21 protein-coding genes are annotated in these 25,727 nt (G+C 72.2%); 11 read left to right on the top strand and 10 right to left on the bottom strand.

Annotated elements, in window-relative coordinates; all coding sequences use genetic code 11:
* Positions 1-72 precede the first annotated feature (72 nt).
* Positions 73-756 carry an ABC transporter ATP-binding protein gene (locus tag ACFYMM_RS01895; protein ID WP_388382813.1) on the top strand — a complete coding sequence of 228 codons (684 nt, stop codon included), beginning with the start codon at positions 73-75 and terminating at the stop codon, positions 754-756.
* A 151-nt stretch (positions 757-907) separates the two neighbouring features.
* Positions 908-4,222, top strand: a complete 3,315-nt coding sequence (locus ACFYMM_RS01890; RefSeq protein ID WP_388382811.1) for a S8 family serine peptidase — start codon at positions 908-910, stop codon at positions 4,220-4,222.
* Between the two features lie 120 nt (positions 4,223-4,342).
* Here ACFYMM_RS01890 and ACFYMM_RS01885 read toward each other — a convergent pair whose 3' ends face one another.
* A complete protein-coding gene (locus ACFYMM_RS01885) occupies positions 4,343-5,236 on the bottom strand; it encodes a helix-turn-helix domain-containing protein (protein WP_388382809.1) in 894 nt (297 codons plus the stop codon).
* A 178-nt stretch (positions 5,237-5,414) separates the two neighbouring features.
* Between ACFYMM_RS01885 and ACFYMM_RS01880 the strand changes: the two genes are divergently transcribed.
* Entirely contained in the window at positions 5,415-6,458 is a 1,044-nt protein-coding gene (locus ACFYMM_RS01880; protein WP_388382807.1) for an NAD(P)-dependent alcohol dehydrogenase, read from the top strand.
* A 162-nt stretch (positions 6,459-6,620) separates the two neighbouring features.
* Entirely contained in the window at positions 6,621-7,988 is a 1,368-nt protein-coding gene (locus ACFYMM_RS01875; RefSeq protein WP_388382805.1) for a DEAD/DEAH box helicase, read from the top strand.
* Positions 7,989-8,017: 29 nt separating this feature from the next.
* On the opposite strand, the gene msrA is transcribed toward ACFYMM_RS01875, so the two are convergent.
* The 3 genes from msrA to ACFYMM_RS01860 form a co-directional block, all read right to left on the bottom strand.
* Positions 8,018-8,725: a peptide-methionine (S)-S-oxide reductase MsrA gene (gene msrA, locus ACFYMM_RS01870; RefSeq protein WP_388382804.1), complete on the bottom strand. Its 708-nt coding sequence runs from the start codon at positions 8,723-8,725 to the stop codon at positions 8,018-8,020.
* A 141-nt stretch (positions 8,726-8,866) separates the two neighbouring features.
* A complete protein-coding gene (locus ACFYMM_RS01865) occupies positions 8,867-10,465 on the bottom strand; it encodes a M48 family metalloprotease (protein ID WP_388382801.1) in 1,599 nt (532 codons plus the stop codon).
* A 76-nt stretch (positions 10,466-10,541) separates the two neighbouring features.
* Positions 10,542-11,723, bottom strand: coding sequence for a hypothetical protein (locus ACFYMM_RS01860; RefSeq protein WP_388382799.1), 1,182 nt, complete (start codon positions 11,721-11,723; stop codon positions 10,542-10,544).
* A gap of 120 nt (positions 11,724-11,843) precedes the next feature.
* On the opposite strand from ACFYMM_RS01860, the gene ACFYMM_RS01855 reads away from it, so the two are divergent.
* Complete coding sequence (locus ACFYMM_RS01855; RefSeq protein ID WP_388382797.1) at positions 11,844-13,004, top strand: cystathionine gamma-synthase; 1,161 nt, start codon at positions 11,844-11,846, stop codon at positions 13,002-13,004.
* Here the strand turns inward: ACFYMM_RS01855 and ACFYMM_RS01850 are convergent, their stop codons facing one another.
* From ACFYMM_RS01850 to ACFYMM_RS01840, 3 genes are all read right to left on the bottom strand, one after another.
* The gene (locus ACFYMM_RS01850; protein WP_388382795.1) at positions 13,005-13,253 is read right to left on the bottom strand and encodes a hypothetical protein; all 249 of its coding nucleotides are present in this window, start codon (positions 13,251-13,253) and stop codon (positions 13,005-13,007) included.
* A 25-nt stretch (positions 13,254-13,278) separates the two neighbouring features.
* Complete coding sequence (locus ACFYMM_RS01845; protein ID WP_388382793.1) at positions 13,279-13,779, bottom strand: sigma factor-like helix-turn-helix DNA-binding protein; 501 nt, start codon at positions 13,777-13,779, stop codon at positions 13,279-13,281.
* A 136-nt stretch (positions 13,780-13,915) separates the two neighbouring features.
* Positions 13,916-14,422 carry a MarR family winged helix-turn-helix transcriptional regulator gene (locus ACFYMM_RS01840; RefSeq protein WP_388383296.1) on the bottom strand — a complete coding sequence of 169 codons (507 nt, stop codon included), beginning with the start codon at positions 14,420-14,422 and terminating at the stop codon, positions 13,916-13,918.
* 162 nt (positions 14,423-14,584) lie between these two features.
* Here ACFYMM_RS01840 and ilvA point away from each other — a divergent pair, with 162 nt between their 5' ends.
* The 3 genes from ilvA (at position 14,585) to ACFYMM_RS01825 (ending at position 17,767) form a co-directional block, all read left to right on the top strand.
* Positions 14,585-15,814 carry a threonine ammonia-lyase gene (gene ilvA, locus ACFYMM_RS01835; protein WP_388382791.1) on the top strand — a complete coding sequence of 410 codons (1,230 nt, stop codon included), beginning with the start codon at positions 14,585-14,587 and terminating at the stop codon, positions 15,812-15,814.
* A gap of 130 nt (positions 15,815-15,944) precedes the next feature.
* A complete protein-coding gene (locus ACFYMM_RS01830; protein ID WP_388382788.1) occupies positions 15,945-16,919 on the top strand; it encodes an ATP-binding cassette domain-containing protein in 975 nt (324 codons plus the stop codon).
* Positions 16,916-17,767, top strand: coding sequence for an ABC transporter permease (locus ACFYMM_RS01825; RefSeq protein WP_388382785.1), 852 nt, complete (start codon positions 16,916-16,918; stop codon positions 17,765-17,767). The genes ACFYMM_RS01830 and ACFYMM_RS01825 overlap by 4 nt, the downstream gene beginning before the upstream one ends.
* A 78-nt stretch (positions 17,768-17,845) precedes the next feature.
* Here ACFYMM_RS01825 and greA read toward each other — a convergent pair whose 3' ends face one another.
* Positions 17,846-18,346, bottom strand: coding sequence for a transcription elongation factor GreA (greA, locus tag ACFYMM_RS01820; protein WP_388382783.1), 501 nt, complete (start codon positions 18,344-18,346; stop codon positions 17,846-17,848).
* Between the two features lie 180 nt (positions 18,347-18,526).
* A complete protein-coding gene (locus ACFYMM_RS01815; protein ID WP_388382781.1) occupies positions 18,527-18,925 on the bottom strand; it encodes a DUF4307 domain-containing protein in 399 nt (132 codons plus the stop codon).
* 136 nt (positions 18,926-19,061) lie between these two features.
* On the opposite strand from ACFYMM_RS01815, the gene mca reads away from it, so the two are divergent.
* Entirely contained in the window at positions 19,062-19,922 is an 861-nt protein-coding gene (gene mca / locus ACFYMM_RS01810; protein WP_388383294.1) for a mycothiol conjugate amidase Mca, read from the top strand.
* Between the two features lies 1 nt (position 19,923).
* Complete coding sequence (locus ACFYMM_RS01805; protein ID WP_388382779.1) at positions 19,924-20,169, top strand: hypothetical protein; 246 nt, start codon at positions 19,924-19,926, stop codon at positions 20,167-20,169.
* A gap of 5 nt (positions 20,170-20,174) precedes the next feature.
* Here ACFYMM_RS01805 and ACFYMM_RS01800 read toward each other — a convergent pair whose 3' ends face one another.
* Positions 20,175-23,375 (bottom strand): tetratricopeptide repeat protein, encoded by a 3,201-nt coding sequence (locus ACFYMM_RS01800; RefSeq protein WP_388382777.1) that lies wholly within the window; start codon positions 23,373-23,375, stop codon positions 20,175-20,177.
* Positions 23,376-23,628: 253 nt separating this feature from the next.
* On the opposite strand from ACFYMM_RS01800, the gene ACFYMM_RS01795 reads away from it, so the two are divergent.
* Positions 23,629-25,680 carry a thioredoxin domain-containing protein gene (locus tag ACFYMM_RS01795; protein WP_388382775.1) on the top strand — a complete coding sequence of 684 codons (2,052 nt, stop codon included), beginning with the start codon at positions 23,629-23,631 and terminating at the stop codon, positions 25,678-25,680.
* Positions 25,681-25,727: the final 47 nt, after the last annotated feature.

Raw genomic sequence — 25,727 nt, 5'->3', positions numbered from 1 at the left:
CCGCCCCCCGGCGCCTCCCCGCGAACGCCTCCCCCCGAACGCGTCCCCCGAACCCACCCAGGAGCGAGCGACATGTACGAACTCAGAAACGTCACCAAGCACTACGCCCGGGGCAAGGACACCGTCGTCGCCCTCGACGGCGTCGACCTGACCATAGGCGACGGCGACCGCCTGGTCATCCAGGGCCCGACCGGCGGCGGCAAATCGACACTGCTGCAAATGCTCGGCGGCCTGGACCGCCCCTCCTCCGGTGAGGTGGTCCTGGACGGAACCGACCTGGCCAGACTCTCCGAGGGCCGCCTGACAAGGGTTCGCAGCGAGAGCATCGGCTTCGTCTTCCAGTCCTTCAACCTCATTCCCACCCTGACCGCCCAGGAGAACGTCGAAACAGCCCTGGTACCGCTGGGCGTGAAGGTGAGGGAGCGCCGGGAACGGGCCGCCGAGGCGCTGCGCTCGGTCGGACTCGGCGAGCGCCTGGCCCATCTGCCCTCCGAGATGTCCGGCGGGCAGCAGCAGCGCGTCGCCATCGCCCGTGCGCTGGTCAAGCAGCCCAAGGTACTGCTCGCCGACGAGCCCACCGGCAACCTGGACGAGGGAACGCGCGACGAGATCATGGACGTACTCGAACGCATGTGGAAAGAGCACGGGTTGACGTTCGTCATGGTCACCCACGACTCCGCGATCGCGAAGCGGGCCCCGCGTCTGGCGACCCTTCGCGCAGGAAGGATCACGGTGAAGGAGAACGCCGGCGCGTAACGCCCGCTCCGGCTCTATTGAGTCGGCTGATCACCCCCCGGCATACTGCGTGCCTCGGGGGGTGGCGTACACGCGTACGAGACTCCCTCCGACCGGGTGAACGGGGAATTCGCCCGGCACTTCATCTCCAGGGGGAGACTTGCGCAGACAAGTGAAAAGAGCCGCCGCGGCCGGTGTCGCCACCGCCGCGGCCGTCGCCCTCGCCGCCGGCATGACCAGCCCGGCGTCGGCGAAGACCGACCAGCGAGCCGCCCCGGCCGCCGCTTCCACGCTCACCGCCGAGCACCATGTCACCCTGATCACCGGCGACCGCGTCGACCTCGACGCCAAGGGCCGTGTCGTCGGTCTGCGGCGGGCCGCGGGACGCGAGCACATACCCTTCCAGGTCCGCAGGAGCGCCGGTCACACGCTGGTCGTGCCCGCCGACGCGGCCGCCCTGGTCGCCTCCGGCACGCTGGACGAGCGGCTGTTCGACGTCACCGAGCTGAACCAGGCCGCCACCCGCACGGCGCAGCGGGGCGGCCTGAAGGTCATCGTCGGTTACCGCGGCACCGCCACCGCCGCGAAGAGCGGCGTCCGCGACGCCGGCACCCTGCGCCGCAGCCTCAAGGCGCTGAACGCGGACGCCGTACAGACCCCGGCCAAGGCGTCGGCCCGGCTGTGGCACGCGCTCACCGACGGCGACAAGGCCGCCGCCGGTATCGCGCACGTCTGGCTCGACGGCGTCCGCAGGGCGAGCCTGGACCAGTCCGTGCCGCAGATCGGCGCGCCCACGGCCTGGAAGGCCGGCTACACCGGCAAGGGCGTGAAGGTCGCCGTCCTGGACACGGGTGTCGACACGACCCACCCGGACCTCAAGGACCAGGTGGTCGAGTCCAAGAACTTCACCACGGCCGCCGACGCCATGGACCACTTCGGCCACGGCACGCACGTCGCCTCCATCGTGGCGGGCACCGGCGCCAAGTCGGGCGGCAGGTACAAGGGCGTCGCTCCGGACGCCAAGATCCTCAACGGCAAGGTGCTCGACGACACCGGCGCGGGCGAGGACTCCGGGATCCTGGCCGGCATGGAGTGGGCGGCCGCGCAGGGCGCCTCCGTCATCAACCTGAGCCTGGGCGGCTACGACAGTCCCGGGATCGACCCGCTCGAGGCCGAGGTCAACAAGCTCTCCGCCGAGAAGGGCGTCCTGTTCGCGATCGCCGCGGGCAACGGCGGCCCCGAGTCGGTCGGTTCGCCGGGCAGCGCGGACGCCGCGCTCACCGTCGGCGCCGTCGACAAGAAGGACAAGCTGGCGGACTTCTCCTCCACCGGCCCGCGCAACGGAGACGGCGCCATCAAGCCCGACGTCACCGCGCCCGGCGTGGACATCACCGCCGCCGCGGCCAAGGGCAGCGTCATCGACCAGGAGCAGGGCGAGAAGCCGGACGGCTATCTGACCCTCTCCGGTACGTCGATGGCGGCCCCGCACGTCGCCGGCGCCGCCGCCATCCTCAAGCAGGAACACCCCGACTGGGGCTACGCCGAGCTGAAGGCAGCCCTGACCGGCTCCGCGAAGGGCGGCAACTACACGCCGTTCCAGCAGGGTTCGGGCCGTATCGCCGTCGACCGGGCCATCAAGCAGTCCGTGATCGCCGACCCGGTGTCGGTGAGCTTCGGCATCCAGCAGTGGCCGCACACCGACGACAAGCCGGTCACCCGGCAGGTCACCTACCGCAACCTCGGGGCCAAGGACGTCACCCTCACCCTGGCCGTCACCGCCCGCGACCCCAAGGGCCAGACGGCCCCCGCGGGCTTCTTCAGGCTCACCCGGACCAGCGTGACGGTCCCGGCACACGGCAAGGCCTCCGTCGGCCTCACCACCGACACCAGGCTGGGCGGCACCCTGGACGGCGCCTACTCCGCGTACGTGACGGCGACGGGCGGCGGCCAGACGGTCCGCACGGCCGCCGCGGTGACCCGCGAGGTGCAGTCGTACGACGTCACGCTGAAGTTCATCGGCCGTGACGGCAAGCCGACCCCGAACCACACCGCCGACCTGACCGGCGTCTCCGGCCTGGCGGCCGGCCGGGACCTCGCGCCGTCCGACCCGTCCGGCACGGTGAAGGTGCGCGCGCCCAAGGGCGGCTACATCCTCACCGCCTCCGTCTTCGTGGACCCGAAGGACGGCAGCAAGGGCCTCGACTGGCTCGCGCGGCCGAAGCTGGACGTCACCGGGAACCAGACGATCACCCTGGACGCGCGCACGGCCGAGCCGGTGGACATCACCGTCCCCGACGCGGGCGCCAAGCCGGTGCTCGCCGCGCCCGAGTTCGACGTCACGGCGGGCGACGGCCAGTACGGCTTCGGGTGGCTCCTGAGCGGCTACGACAACTTCCGCACCGCCCACCTGGGCCCGCAGCCGGCCGCCGGCACCCTGTACCAGCAGTGGGCCGCCGACTGGACCAAGGGCGCCGGCGAGGAGTTCGACACCACGACCGGCGCCGTCGTCAGCCGGTTCGCCACCGGTTACTCCAAGCACTACAAGGCGTCCGAACTGGCCACGGTGAAGGCCGGGCTGGGCGCCGCGGCCGGCGGCAAGAAGGGCTCCGTCACCGCGACCGGCTGGCTGCCCGAGTCCTCCGGCGCGTACTCGATCAGCATCGCGCAGCCGCTGCCCGGCACCCGCACGCTGCACCTGTCCACCACGGGCGGGGTGAAGTGGGGGCTGGAGTTCGAGCAGGACGGCGGGGTCGACCAGGAGGGCTTCCCGATCGCCGAGGCGTACTACACGCTGGGCGCGCCGCAGACCTTCGTGGCGGGCAGGACCTACACGAAGACCTTCAACACGGCCGTCTTCGGTCCGCACCTCGACGCGGCTTCCGGCCTCTTCCGCACCGGCAACCAGATCTCGGGGACGATCCCGCTGTTCGCCGACGGCGCCGGGCACGCCGGTTCCTCCCTGTTCACGTCGGTGGCCACGACGCTGTACCGCAACGGCACCGAGGTCGGCTCCAACAAGGACCCGCTGTTCGGCGAGGAGTCGTTCACGGTCCCGTCCGCCGACGCCGAGTACCGGCTGACCACGTCGGTCATCCGGACGGTCAGGGTCGCGGCGGCCTCCACCCGGATCGACGCGAGCTGGACCTTCCACTCCAGGAAGGCGTCCGGCGCGGGCCCGACGAAGCTCCCGGCCTCCACGGCCCGCTTCAACGCCCCGACCGGCCTGGACAGCCGGGTCGAGGCGGACCGCACGGTCACCTTCCCGGTCACCGTGGAGGGCGCGGCCGCCGGCCGCAACCTGCAGTCCCTGGGGGTGTGGGTGTCGTACGACTACGGCCAGACCTGGAAGAAGCTGGACGTCGTCAACGGCCGGATCACGGTGAAGAACCCCGGGAAGGGGCAGGCGATCTCCTTCCACGCCAAGATCGCCGACAAGCAGGGCAACAGGTCGACGATCTCGATCTACAACGCCTACTACGGCAAGTGACCGTCTCACCCTGAGCGGCCTGTCCGGGACCATGCGTCCCGGGCAGGCCGTCGCCGTGTCCGCCCGGCCGGAACCGGCGGGCACGGCGGATCGGAACCGGCGGACGGTGGATGCGACCGCTCAGCCGCCGGCCCCGGCCCGTGTCGCGTCCGCCCCCCAGCTCGCCAGCAGCCGGAGCGCCTCCGCCGACGGAGAACCCGGCTCGGCGTGGTACGTGATCAGGCCCTGCCCGGTGTCGTCGGCCAGCCGGAACGACTCGAAGGAGAGGGTGAGGTCGCCGACGAGGGGGTGGCGCAGGTGCTTGACGCCGTAGCTCTTCTCCCGGACGTCATGGGTGGCCCACAGCCGACGGAACTCCTCGCTCTTGACGGAGAGTTCACCGACCAGGGCGGACAGCCGCGGGTCGTCCGGGTAGCAGCCCGCCTCCATGCGCAGGATGCTGACGACGTCGTACGCCTTCTGCTCCCACTCCACGAACAGCTCGCGGTACTCGGGCTTCAGGAACACCAGCCGCGCCCAGTTCCGCTCCTGGGCCGGCAGCTCCGACCAGTCGCCGAAGACGGCCGACGCCATCCGGTTCCAGACGAGGATGTCCGTGTGCCGGCCGGAGATGTACGCCGGCACCCCGTCCATCGTGTCCAGCAGCTGCCGCAGGGCCCCGCGCACCTGCTGCGACCGCGGGGCCGTCTTCTTCTTGTGCTGCTTGGGCTTCGCGAGGTGGGTGAGGTGGGCGTGCTCGGCGTCGGTCAGCCGCAGCGCGCGGGCGATGGAGCCGAGCACCTCCGCCGAGACGTTGCGCCCGTTGCCCTGTTCGAGCCGTGTGTAGTACGCCACCGACACCCCGGCCAGCTGCGCCAGTTCCTCGCGCCGCAGCCCCGGCACCCGGCGGTGCCGGCCGAAGTCCGGCAGACCCACGTCCTCCGGCTTCAGACGGGCCCGCCGGGTGCGCAGGAACTCGCTCAGTTCGGCGCGCCGGTCGAGGGGCGCCCCGGAAAGTGGGGGCTGTGTGTCCATACGTCCAGTATTCATGGTCGTACGACCGCGAACCTGACCCCGCCAGTGGTACGCACGGCAGTCGTACGCAGAGCTGTGAGCTGGGTGAGGCCGGTGATGTGGGGCAGGGTGGAGGACGTACCCGGTCACGAGACATCCGAAGGCAGTCGGGTACGGAACCTGCTAGGAGAACCCCGGCATGACCACTGTTGCTGCGTACGCCGCTCCCGCCGCGAAGGCCCCGCTGGAGCGGACGACCATCGAGCGCCGCGCGGTCGGCGAGTTCGACGTCCTGATCGACATCAAGTTCGCCGGCATCTGCCACTCCGACATCCACCAGGCCCGTGAGGGCTGGGGCCAGGCCATCTTCCCGATGGTCCCCGGCCACGAGATCGCGGGTGTCGTCTCCGAGGTCGGCTCCGGCGTCACCAAGTTCGCCGTCGGCGACCGGGTGGGCGTCGGCTGCATGGTCGACTCCTGCCGCGAGTGCGAGAACTGCCGGGCCGGTCTGGAGCAGTACTGCACCGGTGGCGGTATGACCGGCACGTACAACGCCGTCGGCAAGGACGGCCGGCCCACCTACGGCGGCTACTCCGAGAAGATCGTCGTCGACGAGAACTACGTCCTGCGCATCCCCGACGGCCTCTCCCTCGACGTCGCCGCCCCGCTCCTGTGCGCCGGCATCACCACCTACTCGCCGCTGAGGCACTGGAACGCCGGCCCCGGCAAGAAGGTCGCCGTCGTCGGCTTCGGCGGCCTCGGCCACATGGGCGTGAAGATCGCGCACGCGCTGGGCGCCGAGGTGACCGTGCTCTCGCAGTCCCTGCGCAAGCAGGACGACGGCCTGAAGCTGGGCGCCGACCACTACTACGCCACCAGCGACCCGCAGACCTTCGAGGAGCTGCGCGGCACCTTCGACCTGATCCTCTCCACCGTCTCGGCCCCGCTGGACCTCGACGCGTTCCTGTCCCTGCTGAAGACGGACGGCGCGTTCGTGAACGTCGGCGCCCCGGAGGAGCCCGTGGCCCTCAACCTCTTCTCGGTCATAGGCGGCCGCAAGACGCTGGCCGGCTCCGGCATCGGCGGCATCCAGGAGACCCAGGAGATGCTTGACTTCTGCGCGGCGCACGGCTTCGGTGCGGAGATCGAGCTGATCGGCGCCGACCAGATCAACGAGGCCTACGAGCGGGTGCTGGCGAGCGACGTCCGGTACCGGTTCGTGATCGACACGGCCACGATCTGACGGGCGGGCGGGGCAAGCGGCGGCGCCGGGGGTGCGCGGGGTCCGCGACGCCGGCGGTCACCCTGTGCTAGCCTCCTGCGCTTGCGCACGCGCGGTGGCCCCGCGCCGGCCGCACGTTCCTGCCGGGCCTTCCTCGGTACGTTCCCCAGCGGAAGGCTTGCCATGAACCATCCCGACCACTCCAGCCACCCGGTCGCGTCCTTCGCCGACCTGGAACTGCCGGGCGCGGTGCTGAGCACCCTCACCGACCTCGGCGTGCGTGAGCCCTTCCCGATCCAGGCGGCCACGCTGCCCAGCGCCCTCGCGGGCCGCGACGTCCTGGGGCGCGGGCGCACCGGCTCCGGCAAGACACTCGCCTTCGGCCTGCCGCTGCTCGTCCGGACGGCCGGGCGGCGCGCCAAACCGAAGCAGCCCCTCGCGCTGGTCCTGGTGCCCACCCGGGAGCTGGCCCAGCAGGTCACCGACGCACTCGCGCCCTACGCCGACGCACTCCGGCTACGGACGGCCACCGTCGTCGGCGGCATGTCGATCGGACGGCAGACCGCCGCACTGCGCGACGGGGCGGAGGTCGTCGTCGCCACCCCCGGCCGTCTGCACGACCTCGTCGAGCGCAAGGCCTGCCACCTGGGACAGGTACGGATCACCGTTCTCGACGAGGCCGACCAGATGTGCGACATGGGCTTCCTGCCGCAGGTCACCGAGGCTCTCGACCAGGTGCACCCCGACGGTCAGCGGATGCTGTTCTCCGCCACCCTGGACCGTGACGTCGACGATCTGGTCCGCCGCCACCTCCACGACCCCGTCGTCCACTCGGTCGACCCGTCCGCGGGCTCGGTCACGACGATGAACCACCACGTTCTGGTCGTCCACGGTCCCGACCGGTACGCCGTCACCACGGAGATAGCCGCCCGCGACGGCCGCGTCCTGCTGTTCCTGGACACCAAGCACGCCGTCGACCAGCTCACCCGGCATCTGCGGGCCAGTGGAGTGCACGCCGCGGCCCTGCACAGCGGCAAGTCCCAGCCGCAGCGCACCCGCACCCTCGCGCAGTTCAAGAACGGCCAGGTCACCGCCCTGGTCGCGACCAATGTCGCGGCCCGGGGCCTGCACGTCGACGACCTCGACCTCGTCGTCAACGTCGACCCGCCCACCGACCCCAAGGACTATGTGCACCGCGCGGGCCGCACCGCCCGGGCCGGTGAGTCCGGCAGCGTCGTCACCCTGGCGCTGTCGGGTCAACGCCGCGAGCTGAGCCGGCTGATGGCCGAGGCCGGCATCGAACCGACGGTCACCAAGGTGCGCTCGGGAGAGGCCGAGCTGAGCAGGATCACCGGGGCCAGGACCCCCTCCGGCGCCCCGCTCGACGGCGGCCCCGCCGCCCCCCGGCCCAAGAACACCAACGCCCCCTTCCGCGGCCTGGGCACCAGCAAGGACACCTCCCGCGGCACCGGCGGCACGTCCCGGAAGACCGGCGAGGCCCGCAGACTCGCCGAGGCCCGGAAGGCGGCCCGGGTACGCCGCGGCGGCTGAGAACCACCGCCGCCCTGGGGGAGGGGACGTCAGTCACCCGCAGGACTGGGAGCGAGCCCGGTCGGGCACGAGGCGCCCCAGTTCGTCTCGAACGGGGTACTCAGCCTGATCCCCGTCCCGCCCAGCCCGCAGTACCCGGCCGGGTTCTTGTCCAGGTACTGCTGGTGGTATCCCTCCGCAGGATAGAACCGCCGGCCCCGCGCCGGGAGGATCTCCGTGGTGATCGTGCCGTAGCCGGAGGCGGTGAGGGTCTTCTGGTAGGCCGTGCGGGAGGCCTCGGCGGCCGCCGCCTGCTCGGGGGTGTGGGTGTGGATCGCCGAGCGGTACTGCGTGCCCACGTCGTTGCCCTGGCGGAAGCCCTGCGTGGGGTCGTGGGACTCCCAGAAGGTCTTCAGGAGGCGGTCGTACGAGAGGAGACGGGGGTCGTGGACCACGCGGACGACCTCCGTGTGGCCGGTCAGACCCGAGCACACCTCCTCGTACAGGGGGTTCTCGGTGTGGCCGCCCTGATAGCCGACCAGGGTGGTCCAGACGCCGCCCGGGAGCTGCCAGAACTTGCGTTCGGCGCCCCAGAAGCAGCCCAGGGCGAAGTCGGCGACCTCCAGTCCCTCGGGGTAGGGGCCGAGCAGGGGGTTGCCGAGGACGGTGTGGCGGCCGGGAACCTCGAACACCGGTGCCGGCCGGCCCTTGAGTGCCTGTTCGGGGGTGGGCAGCCGGGGCGTGCGGCCGAAGAGCATGGGATCTCCCTGTCCGTCCGGAGGGATGAGGGCCGGCGCGGCGGCGAGGTCACCGCCGGGCTTGAGGCATCGTGACCGACAACGGTTCCGGGTCCTCCGGAATTCCGTTCGGGCGGTTGTCTCGGCCGACCTCGGTCCTCCTCAGACGTACTGCGGCGCCGGCGGCAGCAGTGCCCGCAGCGGTCCCGTGTCGGGGGTGTCCGCGAGTGCCGCCGTCACCGCGGCGTCGAGCCTGGCCTCGGGGCCGCCGTCCGGGCCGCCCTCCGAGGTCCACCCGGGCAGCCGGACGACGGCCGGCCGGGACCAGGAGAACTCCCAGCACAGCAGCGAACAGGCGCTGAACTCGGCCAGCACCATGCTCTGCAGCGACTCCCGCAGCACGGGCCGTACCGACTCCCTGAAGGCATGGCCCCGCGCCGGCGCCGCCTCCTCGGGCAGCGGCAGCCGCCGGGCCAGCCGCCACAGCCGGCCGTCCTCGATGAGCCGCAGCAGCGCGGGAAGGGTGGGCGCCTGCCTGGTGTAGGACCCCAGGGCCCGGTGCAGCGGGGTGTCGAGGCCCGCCAGGCCCTTGGCCATCGAGTCGTCCAGCAGGTCCTGCCAGGCGCCGGCCCGCCGGAACGCGAGCAGTTCCTCCGAGAGGACCGCGTCCTCCAACGCGGCCAGCGTCCGCCCCGGATCGGCGAGGACCGCCGATGCGGCGCCCCCGGGCTCCTCGGCGCGGCCGTCGGGGGGCAGCGCGTCGACGCGCCGCACGCGCTCGGCGACCGGCGGATGCGGGTCGTACGGCGACGAGGGCGCTGCCGGGAGCCGCGTGCGCAGCCGCGCCAGGTCCGGTTCGCGGGCCGTGAGCATCCGGCCGAAGCCGCCGAAGAACTCGCCGCGCGGCGGCAGCAGCCGTACCGGAACACCGAGGGTGGCGTAGGAGCGGAGGTAGAAGTCGTGGGCGGCGGCGAGCAGCTGGATCTCCCGCAGCGCCGAGGCGGTCGCCTCGCGCCCGGCGATCCGGGCGGCGGTGAGGTCGGCGGCGTACTCCTGGTCACGTGCCGTGGCCAGCGAGGCCCGCAGACAGAGCTTCGCGTACGGGAGGTGGAGCGCCGCGGTCATCCGGTCCGCCATCCCGGCGCCGGGGCCGCCGTGTCCACCGCCCGTCGTGTCGTCCCGCTCGCCGTGCGCCGTGGCGTGGAGTCGGCCGACGATCCGGGCGAGCCGCGCCCGGCCGCGTGCGACGAGCGCGGACAGCCGGGTGTCGCCGCCGGTGAAGTGGCCGTACTCATGGGCGAGTACGGCGCGCAGCTGGGCCTCGCTCAGGCCGGTCATGAGCGGCACCCCGAGGTGCAGACGGCGCGGTCCGGGGCGCAGACCGAGCAGCCGCGGCTCCTCGGTGACGACGGCGCCGACGTCGCCGGTGAGCACGATGCGCTCCGGGGCGCGGGTGCCGGCGGCGTCGGCGAGTTCGCGCACCAGGGCCCACAGCCGGGGCTCGTCGGACTCGGTGACCGGGATGCCCGGCGGGTCCTCCCCGGAAGGCGTGCGCATCATGGACATGCCGCGTACGACGGGGACGGCGAGCACCACCGAGACCAGGACGGTCGCACCGGCGACGGCGTCGGTGACCGGGCCGTGCGCCCGGGCGACCGCCACGACGCCGAGAAGGGCCGGCACGGCGAGCAGCAGCGGACTCAGCAGACGGAAGCCGCACAGCAGGACAAGTGCGCGCAGCGCGCGCGGAGTTGCGCCCATCGGGCAGTTCCCCCCACAGGACCCTGAGAACAGGACAACAACAGGGCGTCGATGAACGCCGTGAACAGCGAGAACGTCAGCTGAGCAGGGTCGCCGGGCTGCCGCCGTTCGCCTCGTAGCCCGCCACCGCCAGGGCACGGTAGAGGGCGAACTCCGCGGCCGGGTCGGCGGACAGCGTCCAGGGCAGGGCGCCCACATGGCCGTCGACATGTATCAGCTGGTCCATGGCCTCGGCCCAGCGCTCGGCGCGGACCAGGAAGAACACCAGGAGGTGGCGGACGTGGGCCGACATCGGGTCGTCGGGGCGCGCCGCGTGCACGGCGTGCAGGGCGCCGTGGACCGCCTTGGTGACGACCTCGCTCTGGTAGAAGCCGCTGACCAGGTTCACCTCGGGGAGGTGCTCGAAGACCGCGAACAGCGGCAGCGCGGCGAGCAGGGAGCCCCGGGGGGCGCGGGCCGCCGCGGCCTGGGCGAAGGTGTACGCCAGCTCCCGCGAGCCGTGCCACTTCTCGCACCAGTAGTGCAGCGCGGCCAGATGCGCCCCCATGTGGTTCGGGGCGCGGTCCAGGATCCTCAGCCACAGCTTCTCGAACTCGGGCTGCGCGTACCCGAGGCCGCGCGCCACCGACAGTTCGACGATGTGCGGGACCGGGTCGTCCAGGGCCAGCAGCGCCGCCTGGGCGCAGGCGTCCCTGGCCTCCTCCATGATGATCCGGAAGTCGTCCGTCCCCGGGGTCGACGTGCGCCAGGCCTGCTGCACCAGGAACTCCGCGTGGACGGCCGCGCCGCCCGCGTCCTTGGGCTGTTCGGCGCGCCAGACGCGCAGCCACTGGCCGCCCGGGGTCTCACTGACCCCGCCGGGCCGCTGCCGCAGTTCCAGCGCCGCCGCGCCCGCGAAGGCCTGCACGCGCTGCCAGCGCCGCTCGCCGTCCGTCTCCGTGCCGGCCAGCAGCTGGGCGGCCGCCCGGTAGTCCTGGGTGCGCTGGACCAGCTCCAGGACGTCGAACAGGTCCTGGTCGGGGCCGGGCATCCGGATGTCCAGCTCCTCCTGGAGCGCGAAGCCGTAGTTCGCCGGGTCGGCGGCGTCCGGATGGTCCGGGGACACCTGCTCGATGACCCCGCTCCTGCGCATCATGAGCGGGGCCGGCCCGAAGCCGGGCGCACGCCCCGGACGCAGGCCGCCGCGCCGGGCGCGCAGGATCGGGCGCAGCACGAAGGCCAGCATGGCCAGTGCCATCAGGACCCAGAGAATCTCCATGCCTCCAAGCGAACCAGACGTCTGTGACAATTGGCCAACCCCGGCCGCCCGGCCTGTGGAAAACCCGGCTCTGGCCCACCGTCCGGCACCGGCGCGCTCGGCGCACTACGCTCGGGGCTCATGAGCGACAGGCACATCAGTCAGCATTTCGAGACCCTCGCGATCCACGCGGGCAACACCGCCGATCCCCTCACCGGCGCGGTCGTCCCGCCGATCTACCAGGTCTCGACCTACAAGCAGGACGGCGTGGGCGGTCTGCGCGGCGGCTACGAGTACAGCCGCAGCGCCAACCCGACCAGGACCGCCCTGGAAGAGAACCTCGCCGCGCTGGAGGGCGGCCGCCGCGGCCTCGCGTTCGCGTCCGGCCTGGCGGCCGAGGACACCCTGTTGCGTACGCTGCTCGGCCCGGGCGACCACGTGGTCATCCCGAACGACGCGTACGGCGGCACGTTCCGCCTCTTCGCGAAGGTCGTCACCCGGTGGGGCGTGGAATGGTCCGTCGCCGACACCTCCGACCCGGCGGCGGTCCGGGCGGCCATCACCCCGAAGACCAAGGCGGTCTGGGTGGAGACGCCCTCCAACCCGCTGCTCGGCATCACCGACATCGCCGCCGTCGCTCAGGTCGCCCACGACGCGGGCGCGAAGCTCGTCGTCGACAACACCTTCGCCACGCCCTACCTCCAGCAGCCGCTCTCGCTCGGCGCGGACGTCGTCGTGCACTCCCTGACGAAGTACATGGGCGGCCACTCGGACGTGGTCGGCGGCGCGCTGATCGTGTCCGACCCGGGGCTGGGCGAGGAGCTGGCGTACCACCAGAACGCGATGGGCGCGGTCGCCGGCCCCTTCGACTCCTGGCTGGTGCTGCGCGGCACGAAGACCCTCGCCGTGCGCATGGACCGGCACAGCGAGAACGCCACGCGGATCGCCGACATGCTGAGCCGGCACGCGCGCGTGACGAGCGTCCTGTACCCGGGACTGCCCGAGCACCCCGGTCACGAGGTCGCCGCCAAGCAGATGAAGGCGTTCGGCGGCATGATCTCCTTCCGGGTCGAGGGCGGCGAGGAAGCGGCCGTCGAGGTGTGCGACCGGGCGAAGGTGTTCACCCTCGGCGAGTCCCTCGGCGGTGTCGAGTCCCTGATCGAGCACCCCGGACGCATGACGCACGCATCCGCCGCCGGCTCGGCCCTGGAGGTCCCCGGTGACCTCGTCCGCCTCTCCGTCGGCATCGAGAACGTCGACGACCTGCTGGAGGACCTTCAGCAGGCCCTCGGCACGAAGTAGTCACCAGTTGCTGACCGGTGGAGTCGTCTGGGAGGGCGGCTCCACCCAGGGGCGGGCCGTCAGCGCCCAGACGGTGAACGCGACGGCCGCGGCGATCAGCAGCAGCCACAGCAGCCGGCGGGCCGCCGTGCGGCGGCGCAGCAGGCGCCCGCCGCGCCGTACCGCCTCCGGGTACAGGTCCGGCGGGACCTGGGGCGGCGTCCTTTCCATGAGCCGTCGGACGGCGGCCTCGCGCTCGGGCCGGTTCACCCGGTCCTCCGGTCGTCCCGCGTTCTCATGACGGCGCCACCTTCGCGCCGGCCACCGGGGGCGCAGCGGCGCGGCGCGGGTGCAGCAGGGTGGCCGTCGCCCGGTCGCAGATGAGGTGCACCCGTTCCGTGGGCAGGCCGAGCAGGGCCGCCGCCTGTTCCTCGGCGACGCCTTCGTAGAGCCTGAGGACCAGGACGAGTCGCTCCTGGGGCGTCAGGACGGCCAGGGCGCTGTCGGGGTGCGGCCGGGTGCGGCCGAGGCCGTGGTGGTGCCAGGCCTCGCGCGCGAAGCGGGTGGCGAGGTACTGGCGGGCACGGTCGTACGGGTCCTCGCCGCGCAGCCGGTCCCAGCACGCGTACGTGTGCGCGAGCGCCAGGGTCAGCAGTCGCCGCGCGCGCGGGTTGTCGCCCGGCGCCTCCGCGGTGAGCAGGGTGGCGGCGTGCAGCAGCCGCCCTGCCGCGCCCGCGACGAACGCCTCGAACTCCCGGGCCCGGCGGGCGCTCCGGGACGCCTGCCGTTCACGCACCACGCCTCCCGCCTGAAGGGCCCCGCGGCACCGGACGCGCACCCCTGTGGACCAGGGCCCGGTCTCATATGAGACCGGCGACGGCCCGGGGTCAAGAGCCGGGACCCCTTCCGGTGGCGGAGGGTGGGAATCCGCTTCAGGAGACCGACGGCTGTTCCGGCGACGAGACGCCCTGGACCGACATACGGGCCGAGAGCGCGCTGTTGAAGCGGGTGAGGAGCGCGCAGAACGTCTCCCGCTCCTCCGGCTCCCAGTCGTGCGTCAGTTCGGCCATCAACTGGCGGCGCGACGAGCGCACCTCCTCCAGCCGGGAGGCCCCGCGCGGGGACAGCTGGAGCACCACGGCCCGCCCGTCCTCGGGGTGCGAGGTGCGCTTGACCAGTCCGGTGTCGACCAGCGGAGCCACCTGCCGGGTGACCGTCGAGGAGTCGATGCCCATGCTCGCGGCGAGCGCCTTGACGCCCATCGGGCCCTCGTTGTCGAGGCGGTTGAGCAGCAGATACGCGGCGCGGTCCATGGAGTTGCGCACCTGTCCGACGCCACCGAGCCGAGTCTGTTCGGCACGGCGGGCGAACACCGCCACCTCGTGCTGGAGGGTGTCGAGGAGACCGGTGTCACCGACGGTCGTCATGTCCATCGACATTTCAGGTGTTGTGGGCATGGCCGGAGGCTCACTTCATTGAAGAGTGCTGGGATGGGGGACAGGGTACGCGGCCCGGACGCGACCCGTACCGGCGCTGCGCAAACCGGTCTCGGTGCTTGGTCACACCGGCCGCCCGGGACTGTGAACTGGGAGACTTGAGTCATGAGCAACAGCACGGCTGACTCCTTGCGCCGCGTCACCCTCGACGATGTGCGCGGCGCCCAGAAGGTGCTCTCCGGCGTGGCGCGGACGACCGCGATGGAGGGCAGCAGGCACCTGTCCCAGCTGGTCGGCGCGCCGGTGCACCTCAAGTGCGAGAACCTCCAGCGGACGGGCTCGTTCAAGCTGCGCGGCGCCTACGTCCGCATCGCCGGGCTGCTGCCCGAGGAGCGGGCCGCCGGAGTGGTGGCGGCGAGCGCCGGGAACCACGCGCAGGGCGTGGCGCTGGCCTCCTCGCTGCTCGGTGTGCACGCCACCGTGTTCATGCCGAAGGGCGCCCCGCTGCCGAAGATCAGTGCCACCCGGGAGTACGGCGCCGAGGTGCGCCTGCACGGCCAGGTGGTCGACGAGACGCTGGCCGCGGCCCAGGAGTACGCGGAGCGGACCGGCGCGGTGTTCATCCACCCCTTCGACCACCCGGACGTCATCGCGGGCCAGGGCACGGTGGGCCTGGAGATCCTCGAGCAGTGCCCGGAGGTCGGGACGATCGTCGTCGGCATCGGCGGCGGCGGCCTCGTGGCCGGCGTCGCGGTCGCCGTGAAGGCGCTCAGGCCGGACGTGCGGATCGTCGGGGTGCAGGCAGCGGGCTCGGCGGCGTATCCGCCCTCGCTGGCGGCCGGACGGCCGGTGGCGATCGAGAACCCGGCGACGATGGCCGACGGCATCAAGGTGGGACGGCCGGGCGACGTGCCGTTCGGGATCGTCACCGAGCTGGTCGACGAGGTCCGCACGGTGAGCGAGGACCAGCTCTCCGCCGCGCTGCTGCTGTGCCTGGAGCGGGCCAAACTGGTCGTGGAGCCGGCCGGCGCGAGCCCGGTGGCCGCCCTGCTGGGCGCCCCCGGCACCCTTCCCGGGCCGGTCGTCGCCGTGCTGTCCGGCGGCAACGTCGACCCGGTACTGCTCCAGCGCGTCCTCAGGCACGGCATGGCCGCGCAGGGCCGCTACCTGGCGGTCCGGCTGCGGCTGACGGACCGGCCGGGCGCCCTCGCCACGCTCCTCGGGGTGTTGTCAGTGGTCGACGCTAATGTCCTCGACGTGAGTCACGTCCGGACCGATCCGCGGCTCGGGCTCACGGAGGCGGAGGTGGAGCTGCACCTCGAGACGAAGGGTCCGGCACACTGCGCCGAGGTCGGCCACGCGCTGCGCGAGGCGGGCTACACGGTCATCGGCTGAGGTCACAGGACCGGACCGGCCCGGGCGTCACTCGTTCGGGAAAGCCCATTGAGAGACGCGATACATCGCGATACTGTGTGTTGCGTGCCACCGCCCCATCCGAAGAATTCCCGACGACGTGGAGACTCACATGCCAGGTGCCATCTATGCCGAAGGCCTGGTGAAGACGTTCGGCGACGTAAAGGCGCTGGACGGCGTCGACCTCGATGTCCCCGAGGGCACGGTCCTCGGCCTGCTAGGGCCGAACGGCGCCGGCAAGACGACGACCGTCCGCTGCCTGACCACCCTGCTGAGCCCCGACAGCGGCAAGGCGGTCGTCGCCGGCATCGACGTGCTCAAACATCCCGACACCGTGCGCCGCTCCATCGGCCTGTCCGGCCAGTTCGCGGCCGTCGACGAATACCTGACCGGCCGCGAGAACCTGCAGATGGTCGGCCGGCTCTACCAGATGAGGTCCAGGGCGGCGAAGGCACGCGCGGCCGAGCTGCTGGAGCAGTTCCACCTCGCCGACGCCGCCGACCGCCCCGCCAAGACCTACTCCGGAGGCATGCGCCGCCGGCTCGACCTCGCCGCCGCCCTGGTGGTCTCGCCGCCGGTGATGTTCATGGACGAGCCGACCACCGGCCTTGACCCGCGCAACCGCCAGCAGCTGTGGGAGGTCATCAAACAGCTGGTCTCCGGGGGTACGACGCTGCTGCTCACCACCCAGTACCTGGAAGAGGCCGACCACCTCGCCCACGACATCGCGGTCGTCGACCACGGACGCGTCATAGCCCAGGGCACCTCCGACCAGCTCAAGGCCCGCACCGGCGGCGAGCGCGTGGAGGTCGTGGTCCACGAGCGCGAGCACATCGCGACCGCGGCCGAGGTCCTGCGCGGCTTCGGCAAGGGCGACACCACGGTCGAGGAGCACACCCGCAAGCTCACCGTCCCGGTCACCGGAGGCGCCAAGCTGCTCGCCGAGGTCATCCGGGAGCTGGACGGCCGCGGGATCGAGATAGACGACATCGGACTGCGCCGCCCCACCCTCGACGACGTCTTCCTGTCCCTGACAGGACACGTGGCCGAGGCGGACGGCGACAACAAAGAGGAGGCCGCCAAGTGAGTGCCGCCACCGAGACCGCGCGCGTCGCGGCACCCGCCAATCCCGTCGTCCAGTCCGTGCGCGATTCGCTGGTCGTGGCCCAGCGCAATCTGATCCGCATGGCCCGGATCCCCGAGATGCTCGTGTTCGGGCTGATCCAGCCCATCATGTTCGTGGTGCTGTTCACCTACGTCTTCGGCGGGTCGATCCAGGTGGGCTCGTCCACCTCCACGCAGGCCTACCGCGAGTTCCTGATGGCCGGCATCTTCGCCCAGACCGTCACGTTCGCCACGGCGGGCGCCGGTGCGGGCATCGCCGACGACATGCACAAGGGCCTCATCGACCGCTTCCGCTCCCTGCCCATGGCGCGCGGCGCGGTGCTGACCGGGCGCACCCTCGCCGACCTGGTCCAGACGGCGCTGACCCTGCTCGTCCTCGCGGTCGTGGCCCTGCTGGTCGGCTGGCGCACGCACGAGAACTTCGGCAAGGTGCTCGCCGGGTTCGCACTGCTCCTGCTGCTCGGGTACGCGTTCTCCTGGATCGGCGCGCTCATCGGCCTGTCCGTGCGCACCCCCGAAGCGGCGACCTCGGGCGGTCTGATCTGGCTGTTCCCGCTGACGTTCATCTCGAACGCGTTCGTCGACGCGAACCAGATGCCGGCCTTCCTGCGGCACATCGCGGAGTGGAACCCGTTCAGCGCCACCGTGCAGGCCGCCCGCGAGTTGTTCGGCAACTTCCCGCCGGGCTTCCGGGCGCCGGACGCCTGGCCCATGCAGCACCCCGTGTGGGCCTCGCTGATCTGGTCGGTCGCGATCATCCTGATATTCCGCACGCTCGCGGTCCGCAAGTACCGCAGGGCGGCCGGCTGACCGAGGATCTTCCATGACAGCGCCCCCGGCGTCGCGTGGCGCCGGGGGCGGGTCAGGGGTTCGGATGCGGGGCCCGGGTCAGCCCGAGTACGGCTCGGCCTTGAGGATCCGCACGGAGGCCTTCTTGCCGTTCGGCAGCTCGTACTCCGCGTCCTCGCCGACCTTGTGGCCGATGACACCGGTGCCCAGCGGGGACTGCGGTGAGTACGTCTCGACGTCGGCGCTCGCGTACTCGCGGGAGGCGAGCAGGAACGTCATGGTGTCGTCCTCGTCACCGTCGAAGGCGATCGTCACGACCATGCCGGGCGCGACCGTGCCATCGGTCGAGGTGGGAGCCTCGCCGACCTTGGCGTTCTCGAGAAGCTGGGTCAGCTGGCGCACACGCAGCTCCTGCTTGCCCTGCTCCTCCTTGGCCGCGTGGTACCCGCCGTTCTCGCGCAGGTCGCCCTCCTCGCGCGCGGCCGCGATCTTGGCGGCGATCTCCGTGCGCGCAGGACCAGTAAGGTACTCAAGCTCGTTCCTGAGCTTGTTGTACGCCTCCTGGGTCAGCCAGGTGACGTTCTCGCTGGTCTGGGTCACAGGGTGCTCCTCGTCGGTACAGGGAATACAAAGCATCGCCCTACCCAGAAGAATGGTCCTTCACGGATGGGCGAAACCACGAGCCTAACAATTACACGGCCGTAGGGGGAGGACATAAGGCATCAGAATTACGTCAGCGCAGGTCAGAGGGTACCTATTCCGGGTGGTGCCCAGGTCGTGTCAGTCGGCGTGGCAGCCGAGCAGCTCGGCGGTCATTCCCTTGGCCGTCGTACGCAGGGTGACGACCTTGTCGATGCGGGTGGCCGAGCCGGTGAAGCGGAAGTCCGCCCGGCCCACCTCGTTGCCGTCGGCGCCCTGGGAGCGCAGGGTGCAGTAGCCGTTCGTGCCGGAATCCTTGTGCACTTCGAGATGTACCTGAACCGCGCTGTCGGACGCCTCGAAGGTGACCACCTGGGCGCTGATCTTGTTCTCGACGACGTAGTGGTAGGCGAAGTAGCCGACGAGCAGGAGCAGGACCACGCCGAACACCGCACCGGCGATCTTGAGCTTGTGGTCGGCGCGCTCGTCCGAGGAGCGGCCGTAGCGGCCCTCGGGCAGCCGCGTGCTCGCCGTACTCATGATCGTCCTCTCGGCAGGGACCGGGCCCCGGAATTAATCGCCCCCCGCTTCGGTCACTATAGAAGCCGCCGATCGCACCCGAAGACACGGGGCGCCGACTTACGAGGATTGAGTCTTGACTGACCAGCTGCGACTGATGGCCGTTCACGCGCACCCCGACGACGAGTCGAGCAAGGGCGCGGCCACCATGGCCAAGTACGTGTCCGAGGGGGTGGACGTGCTGGTGGTGACCTGCACCGGCGGGGAGCGCGGCTCCATCCTCAATCCGAAGCTGCAGGGCGACACGTACATCGAGGAGCACATCCACGAGGTACGCAAGAAGGAGATGGACGAGGCCCGCGAAATCCTCGGCATCAAGCAGGAGTGGCTCGGCTTCGTCGACTCCGGGCTGCCCGAGGGCGACCCGCTGCCCCCGCTGCCCGACGGCTGCTTCGCCCTCGAGGACGTCGACAAGGCGGCCGGTGAGCTGGTGAAGCAGATCCGCTCCTTCCGTCCCCAGGTGATCACCACCTACGACGAGAACGGCGGCTACCCGCACCCCGACCACATCATGACCCACAAGATCTCCATGGTGGCGTTCGAGGGCGCGGCGGACACCGAGAAGTACCCCGAGCAGGAGTTCGGCGCCGCCTACCAGCCGCTGAAGCTCTACTACAACCAGGGCTTCAACCGCCCCCGCACCGAGGCCCTGCACAAGGCCATGCTGGACCGTGGTCTGGAGTCGCCGTACGGGGACTGGCTCAAGCGCTGGTCGCAGATGGAGCGCACCGAGCGCACGCTGACCACCCACATCCCGTGCGCCGACTTCTTCGAGATCCGGGACAAGGCGCTGATCGCCCACGCCACGCAGATCGACCCGGACGGCGGCTGGTTCAAGGTGCCGATGGAGCTGCAGAAGGAGGTCTGGCCGACGGAGGAGTACGAGCTGGCGAAGTCGCTCGTCGATACCTCCCTCCCCGAGGACGACCTCTTTGCGGGCATCCGCGACAATGCCTGACATGAGCGCAAGCCTGGCACTGACGCACCTGGTCCCCCTCGCCAAGGAGGTCGACCAGAACAAGGTCACACCCGGAGTCCTCGGCTTCATCGTCTTCGCGGTGATGGCCCTGGCGGTGTGGGGCCTCATGAAGTCGATGAGCAAGCAGATGCGGAAGGTCGACTTCAAGGAGGCCCCGGACCCCGAGGCGGACACCGAGGCCGAGGCGGGGGCCGCCACCGCCGACGGGAAGCCGCGGCGGGGCTGACCGGATCACCGCCCGGCCGGCACCGGAACGCCCATCACCTCCCGGGCGTGGCGGTCCGGCACCATTCCCAGCCGCCACGCCTGCCAGCCCGCCTCCAGGTTCACGCCCCGTTCCAGGAGCAGCTGGTACGCGCCCGCGTACTCGTTCAGCTTCTCGTCCCGGACCGGGTGACCGGCCCGGGCGAGCCGGCCCAGCTCCTCCTGGGCGACCGCGGTGCCCACCTCCACCCCGCCGGGCGCCGCGTAGGGCAGCAGGGTGCAGCGCAGGAAGCGGGCCCAGTCCTCGCCCCTGCGGTCGCCGTAGGACGTGAAGAGGGTCAGTGCCTCGTCGCACAGGGCGAGCGCCTGCTGGGTACGGGCGTTGCCCGCGTCCACGACCGCCAGCTCCAGGCAGGTCCAGGCCTCGCCGTGGGCGACGCCGATGCGCTGGAAGTCGGCGCGGGCGTCGACGAGCAGCTGCCGGGCGAAGCCGGAGTTGCGCAGTGAGCCGGTCTGGGCGGCGCGCTGGTCGCGGGTGACGCGGGCCGAGTGGTGGCGGGCACAGGCCAGGCCGTAGACGTCCCGCATGCGGGAGAACATCGTCCGGGAGCGTTCCAGCTCACGGACCGCCTGGTCCAGGTTTCCGGTCTCCTCCAGCGCCTGCCCCAGGTAGTAGACCGTCCAGGCCTCGCCGCGCGCGTCCTCGTTCTCCCGGTGCCGGGCGGCCGCTCGACGCAGCCCGTCCACGGCCGGGGCGCTGTCGCCGTCGACCAGCCGGGCCCGGGCCAGCTGGGTCAGCGCCCAGGCCTCGCCGCGGGCGTCCCGCGTACGGCCGTAACGGTCGAGGGCGGCCCGCAGCTCCGTCTCCGCGCGCGGCACGTCACCCATGCGCAGCGCCAGCTGCCCGAGCTGGAAGTGGGCCCAGGCCTCGCCGTGCAGGGAGCCGCCCTCGTGGTGCAGGACCAGGGAGCGGGTGAGCAGGTCGAGGGCCTCCGACAGACGGGCCCGGTCGCGCTGGACCGCCGCCAGGGCGTGCATGGTCCAGGCGCGGTCGGTGGCCAGTCCGGGGGCCGCCTGGAGGTCGAGGGCCTCCTGGAGCCTGGCCGCGGCCTCGGTCAGGTTGCCCTGGTGGTGCAGGGTGATGCCCAGGGAGCACAGGGCACGGGCCGCGCCCGCGTCGTGATGCGCCTCCAGGTACAGGTCGACGACGGAGGCCAGGGTGGTGCGGGCCTTGTCGAGTTCGCCCAGCTGGCGGGCCGCGATGCCGGTGCGCCACTGCACCGAGCGCACCAGCAGGCCCTGGTCCACTGCCTGGGTCAGCTCGCTGATCTCACCGAGCCGGTAGAGGTCGCCGCGCAGCAGGCAGTAGTCGCACAGCGCGCCGAGCAGGTTCAGGACGGCCGCCTGGTTCACGTCCTCCGCCTGGCGCAGGGCCGCCGTGATGAAGCTGGACTCGTCGTCCAGCCAGCGCAGCGCCTCGTCGAGCGAGGTGAAGCCGTGCGGGCGGAACTGGTTCGAACGGGTCGACATGTTGCCGTCGACCAGGCGCAGCACCGAGTCGGCGAGTTCCGCGTAGTTCACGATCAGGCGTTCCTGGGCGGCCGTGCGGTCGGACGGTTCCTCCTCGTCCCGCAGACGGGCCTGTGCGAAGGCGCGCACCAGGTCGTGCAGCCGGTAGCGGTTGCCGCGGACGTGGTCGATCAGCCCGGCCCGCGCGAGCGCGGCCAGGTGCCGGGTGGCCTCCGCCTCGTCCGTGGCGAGCAGCGCGGCGGCGGCCGCCGCGCCGAGGGAGGCCCGCCCGGCCAGCGCGAGCCTGCGCAGCAGCCGACGCGCGGTGTCGGACTGGTCGGTGTAGCGCAGCCACAGCACGCGCTCGACCGGCTCCACCGGTCCGTACGCGCCGAGGTCGGTGGCCAGTTGGCGCGGTGAGCGCGGTCCCAGCGAGGATCCCGCGACGCGCAGCGCCAGCGGCAGCCCGCCGCACAGCTCCCGGATCAGGTCGGCGGACTCGGCGTCGTAGGGACCGCTGGGGTCCTGCGCCGCCGCGCCGAGCAGTTCCTCGGCGCCCGCCGCGTCCAGCGCCTCCACCGGGAGGTGGTGCACCCAGGCCGCGAGGTCGGCGGGCAGGTCCAGGGGTGCCCGGGTGGTGACCAGGACCAGGCTGTCGGAGCGGTCGGGGATCAGGGCACGGACCTGTTCGGCGTCCGAGGCGTCGTCCAGCACGATGGTCACCGGCAGGCCGGCCAGATGCTGGTGGTACAGCTCGCTCAGCCGCTTGACCTGCTGGTCGGGGGAGGAGCGCTCACGGAACAGCAGCTGCTCGCGGGGCGCGCCGAGCCGGTTGAGCAGGTGCAGCAGCGCGTCGCGGGTGGGCAGCGGCGGATCGCCCCGGCTGTCGCCGCGCAGATCCACGACGACCGCGCCGCGGAAGTGGTCCCTCAGGTCGTGCGTGGCGCGCACCGCGAGTGTCGTACGGCCCGAGCCGGGCGGCCCGTGCAGGACCACCACCGTCGGCCGGGTCTCGGTGGTCGCCCGTGCCGACTGCGCCCACTGCCGGATCCGTGCCAGCTCCTGCCGCCGCCCGGCGAACAGGCCGTCAGGGGTGGGGAGTTGACCGAAGGACTGCTCCAGCACGGTACGCCTGCGGGCCGCCGCGCTCTTGTCCGAACCGCGCAGCTGGGGGCCGGTCTTCTTCGGGGACGTGGAGGCGGTGAGCACCCGCTGCTGGTCGAGGAACGGACGGATGCCGCGCACCTCCAGCGCGGTCAGCCACTGCAGGCGCAGTTGCTCGGGGCCGCCCGGCTGGCCCGTCGCGCCGGCGTGCCGGTGGGCGGCGGGCAGGTGGGAGCCGGCCGCCTTGACCACCGTGGCGGCGGCCGCCACCACGCCCACGGCGATGCCCGCGCCGACCGCCGTACTCGTGCCGGTGCCGAGCGAGACGTCGGCCACCACGGCGGCGACCGCGGCGACGGCGGCCACCAGCAGGGGGGTCCCGGCCCCCTCACGGGCGTAGCGCTGTGCGAAGGTCGGCCGGCCGGCCTCCGCCTCGTCGAGTGCGCGTGTGTAGGCGTCGTACTCCTCGGCGGCGTTCTGCGCCATGGCGTCCAGTGCGCCGCGCGTCCGGGAGAGCAGCAGCTGCCCGTCCAGGCGCCCGCCCGAGCGCCGTACCTCCTCTTCCACGGCCCGTACCACCAGCCGCTCGGCTTCCGCCCGATGGCCGTCCCGCATGTCCCGTCCCCCTCCGGCGGCAACTCCTTTGTCCACGAGTGTCCTTCGCGCGGGGCGGCAGCGCGAGAGGGCGTCGATCAATGGGCGGTCGCGGAGGCCGCCGCACCTCGGTCCGGGCCGGTCGGGCGGGCGGCAGCGCTGGTGGCGGCGCCCGCCGTTCGGCTCGTGATCGACGCCGACGCACGGAGCCGTACCGCCGCGCCCGGTCGGTTCCCTTTCCACGCCGTGCCGGACGGCGTGGGAGAGTGGAAAGGTGAACCGACTGGCCCATGAGACGTCCCCGTACCTGCTCCAGCACGCCGACAACCCCGTCGACTGGTGGCCCTGGTCGGCCGAGGCCTTCGACGAGGCCCGCAAGGCGGACAAACCCGTTCTGCTGAGCGTCGGGTACTCGAGCTGCCACTGGTGTCACGTCATGGCCCACGAGTCCTTCGAGGACCGGGCCACCGCCGACTACCTCAACGAGCACTTCGTCAGCGTCAAGGTGGACCGCGAGGAGCGCCCCGACGTCGACGCCGTCTACATGGAGGCCGTCCAGGCCGCCACCGGCCAGGGCGGCTGGCCCATGACCGTGTTCCTCACCCCCGACGCCGGCCCCTTCTACTTCGGCACCTACTTCCCGCCCGCCCCCCGGCACGGCATGCCCTCCTTCCGGCAGGTGCTGGAGGGCGTACGGCAGGCCTGGAGCGAGCGCCGGGACGAGGTCACCGAGGTCGCCGGGAAGGTCGTCCGCGATCTCTCGCAGCGCGAGATCACCTACCGGACCGCCCAGCTCCCCGGCGAGCAGGAGCAGGCCCAGGCCCTCCTCGGTCTCACCCGGGAGTACGACGCCCAGCGCGGCGGATTCGGCGGCGCGCCCAAGTTCCCGCCGTCCATGGCGCTGGAGTTCCTGCTCCGCCACCACGCCCGTACCGGCGCCGAGGGCGCCCTGCAGATGGCCCGGGACACCTGCGAGCGGATGGCCCGGGGCGGCATCTACGACCAGCTCGGCGGCGGTTTCGCCCGCTACTCCGTCGACCGCGACTGGGTCGTGCCGCATTTCGAGAAGATGCTGTACGACAACGCCCTGCTGTGCCGCGTCTACGCCCACCTCTGGCGCTCCACGGCCGGCGACGGAGCCGCTGACGAGGTCGGCGAACTGGCCCGCCGCGTCGCCCTGGAGACCGCCGACTTCATGGTCCGCGAACTGCGCACCGAGCAGGGCGGCTTCGCCTCCGCCCTGGACGCCGACAGTGACGACGGCACCGGCCGGCATGTCGAGGGGGCGTACTACGTGTGGACCCCCGAGCAGCTGGACGAGGTGCTCGGGCAGGACGCCGAACTCGCCGCCGGGTACTTCGGGGTGACCGAGGAGGGCACCTTCGAACACGGTCGCTCCGTGCTGCAACTCCCGCGGCAGGACGGTGTGTTCGACGCGGAGAAGGTCGCCTCCGTCCGGGAGCGGCTGCTGCGGGCCCGCGCGGAACGCCCCGCCCCCGGCCGGGACGACAAGGTGGTCGCCGCCTGGAACGGCCTCGCGGTGGCGGCCCTCGCCGAGACCGGCGCCTACTTCGACCGCCCCGACCTGGTGGAGGCCGCCGTCGGCGCCGCCGACCTCCTGGTACGGCTCCACCTCGACGAGCACGGCCGTCTCGCCCGCACCAGCCGTGACGGCCAGGTGGGCGCCAACGCGGGCGTGCTGGAGGACTACGCCGACGTCGCCGAGGGCTTCCTCGCCCTCGCGTCCGTCACCGGCGAGGGTGTCTGGCTGGACTTCGCCGGGCTCCTCCTCGACCACGTCCTCACCCGCTTCGCCGATCCGGAGAACGGCGCCCTGTACGACACCGCCGCCGACGCGGAGCGGCTGATCCGCCGGCCGCAGGACCCCACCGACAACGCCACCCCCTCCGGCTGGACCGCCGCCGCGGGCGCCCTGCTGGGCTATGCCGCCCACACCGGTTCCGAGGTCCACCGCACCGCCGCCGAGCGGGCGCTCGGCGTGGTGAAGACGCTCGGGCCCCGGGTGCCGAGGTTCATCGGGTGGGGCCTGGCCGTCGCCGAGGCGCTGCTCGACGGGCCGCGCGAGGTCGCGGTCGTCGGCCCGCGCCTCGGCGAGCCCGGGACGGCCGCCCTGCACCGCACGGCACTGCTGGGCACCGCGCCGGGTGCCGTGGTGGCCGTCGGCAGCCCGCAGAGCGACGAGTTCCCCCTGCTGGCCGACCGGCCGCTGGCGGGGGGCGTGGCCGCCGCGTACGTCTGCCGCAACTTCACCTGCGACGCCCCGACGACCGACCCGGAGCGGCTGCGCGCGGCCCTGGGCGGCTGAAAGGGGCGGGGACGAGGGGTCGTTCACCCTGTCGGAATTGAGGCAGG

It is taken from the genome of Streptomyces sp. NPDC006739, assembly GCF_042869815.1.
GTDB lineage: Bacteria > Actinomycetota > Actinomycetes > Streptomycetales > Streptomycetaceae > Streptomyces.
Note: the sequence above shows the minus strand (reverse complement) of the source record. Positions and strands in the feature narration are given on the sequence as shown.

Coding starts and splice junctions, on each gene's coding strand:
- ACFYMM_RS01875 (WP_388382805.1), top strand. CDS start 6,621: ATGAACCATCCCGACCACTCCAGCCACCCGGTCGCGTCCTTCGCCGAC.
- mca (WP_388383294.1), top strand. CDS start 19,062: ATGGCCGTTCACGCGCACCCCGACGACGAGTCGAGCAAGGGCGCGGCC.
- ACFYMM_RS01855 (WP_388382797.1), top strand. CDS start 11,844: ATGAGCGACAGGCACATCAGTCAGCATTTCGAGACCCTCGCGATCCAC.
- ACFYMM_RS01800 (WP_388382777.1), bottom strand. CDS start 23,375: ATGCGGGACGGCCATCGGGCGGAAGCCGAGCGGCTGGTGGTACGGGCC.
- ilvA (WP_388382791.1), top strand. CDS start 14,585: ATGAGCAACAGCACGGCTGACTCCTTGCGCCGCGTCACCCTCGACGAT.
- ACFYMM_RS01840 (WP_388383296.1), bottom strand. CDS start 14,422: ATGTCGATGGACATGACGACCGTCGGTGACACCGGTCTCCTCGACACC.
- ACFYMM_RS01805 (WP_388382779.1), top strand. CDS start 19,924: ATGAGCGCAAGCCTGGCACTGACGCACCTGGTCCCCCTCGCCAAGGAG.
- ACFYMM_RS01885 (WP_388382809.1), bottom strand. CDS start 5,236: ATGGACACACAGCCCCCACTTTCCGGGGCGCCCCTCGACCGGCGCGCC.
- ACFYMM_RS01830 (WP_388382788.1), top strand. CDS start 15,945: ATGCCAGGTGCCATCTATGCCGAAGGCCTGGTGAAGACGTTCGGCGAC.
- ACFYMM_RS01880 (WP_388382807.1), top strand. CDS start 5,415: ATGACCACTGTTGCTGCGTACGCCGCTCCCGCCGCGAAGGCCCCGCTG.
- ACFYMM_RS01865 (WP_388382801.1), bottom strand. CDS start 10,465: ATGGGCGCAACTCCGCGCGCGCTGCGCGCACTTGTCCTGCTGTGCGGC.
- ACFYMM_RS01895 (WP_388382813.1), top strand. CDS start 73: ATGTACGAACTCAGAAACGTCACCAAGCACTACGCCCGGGGCAAGGAC.
- msrA (WP_388382804.1), bottom strand. CDS start 8,725: ATGCTCTTCGGCCGCACGCCCCGGCTGCCCACCCCCGAACAGGCACTC.
- ACFYMM_RS01815 (WP_388382781.1), bottom strand. CDS start 18,925: ATGAGTACGGCGAGCACGCGGCTGCCCGAGGGCCGCTACGGCCGCTCC.
- ACFYMM_RS01860 (WP_388382799.1), bottom strand. CDS start 11,723: ATGGAGATTCTCTGGGTCCTGATGGCACTGGCCATGCTGGCCTTCGTG.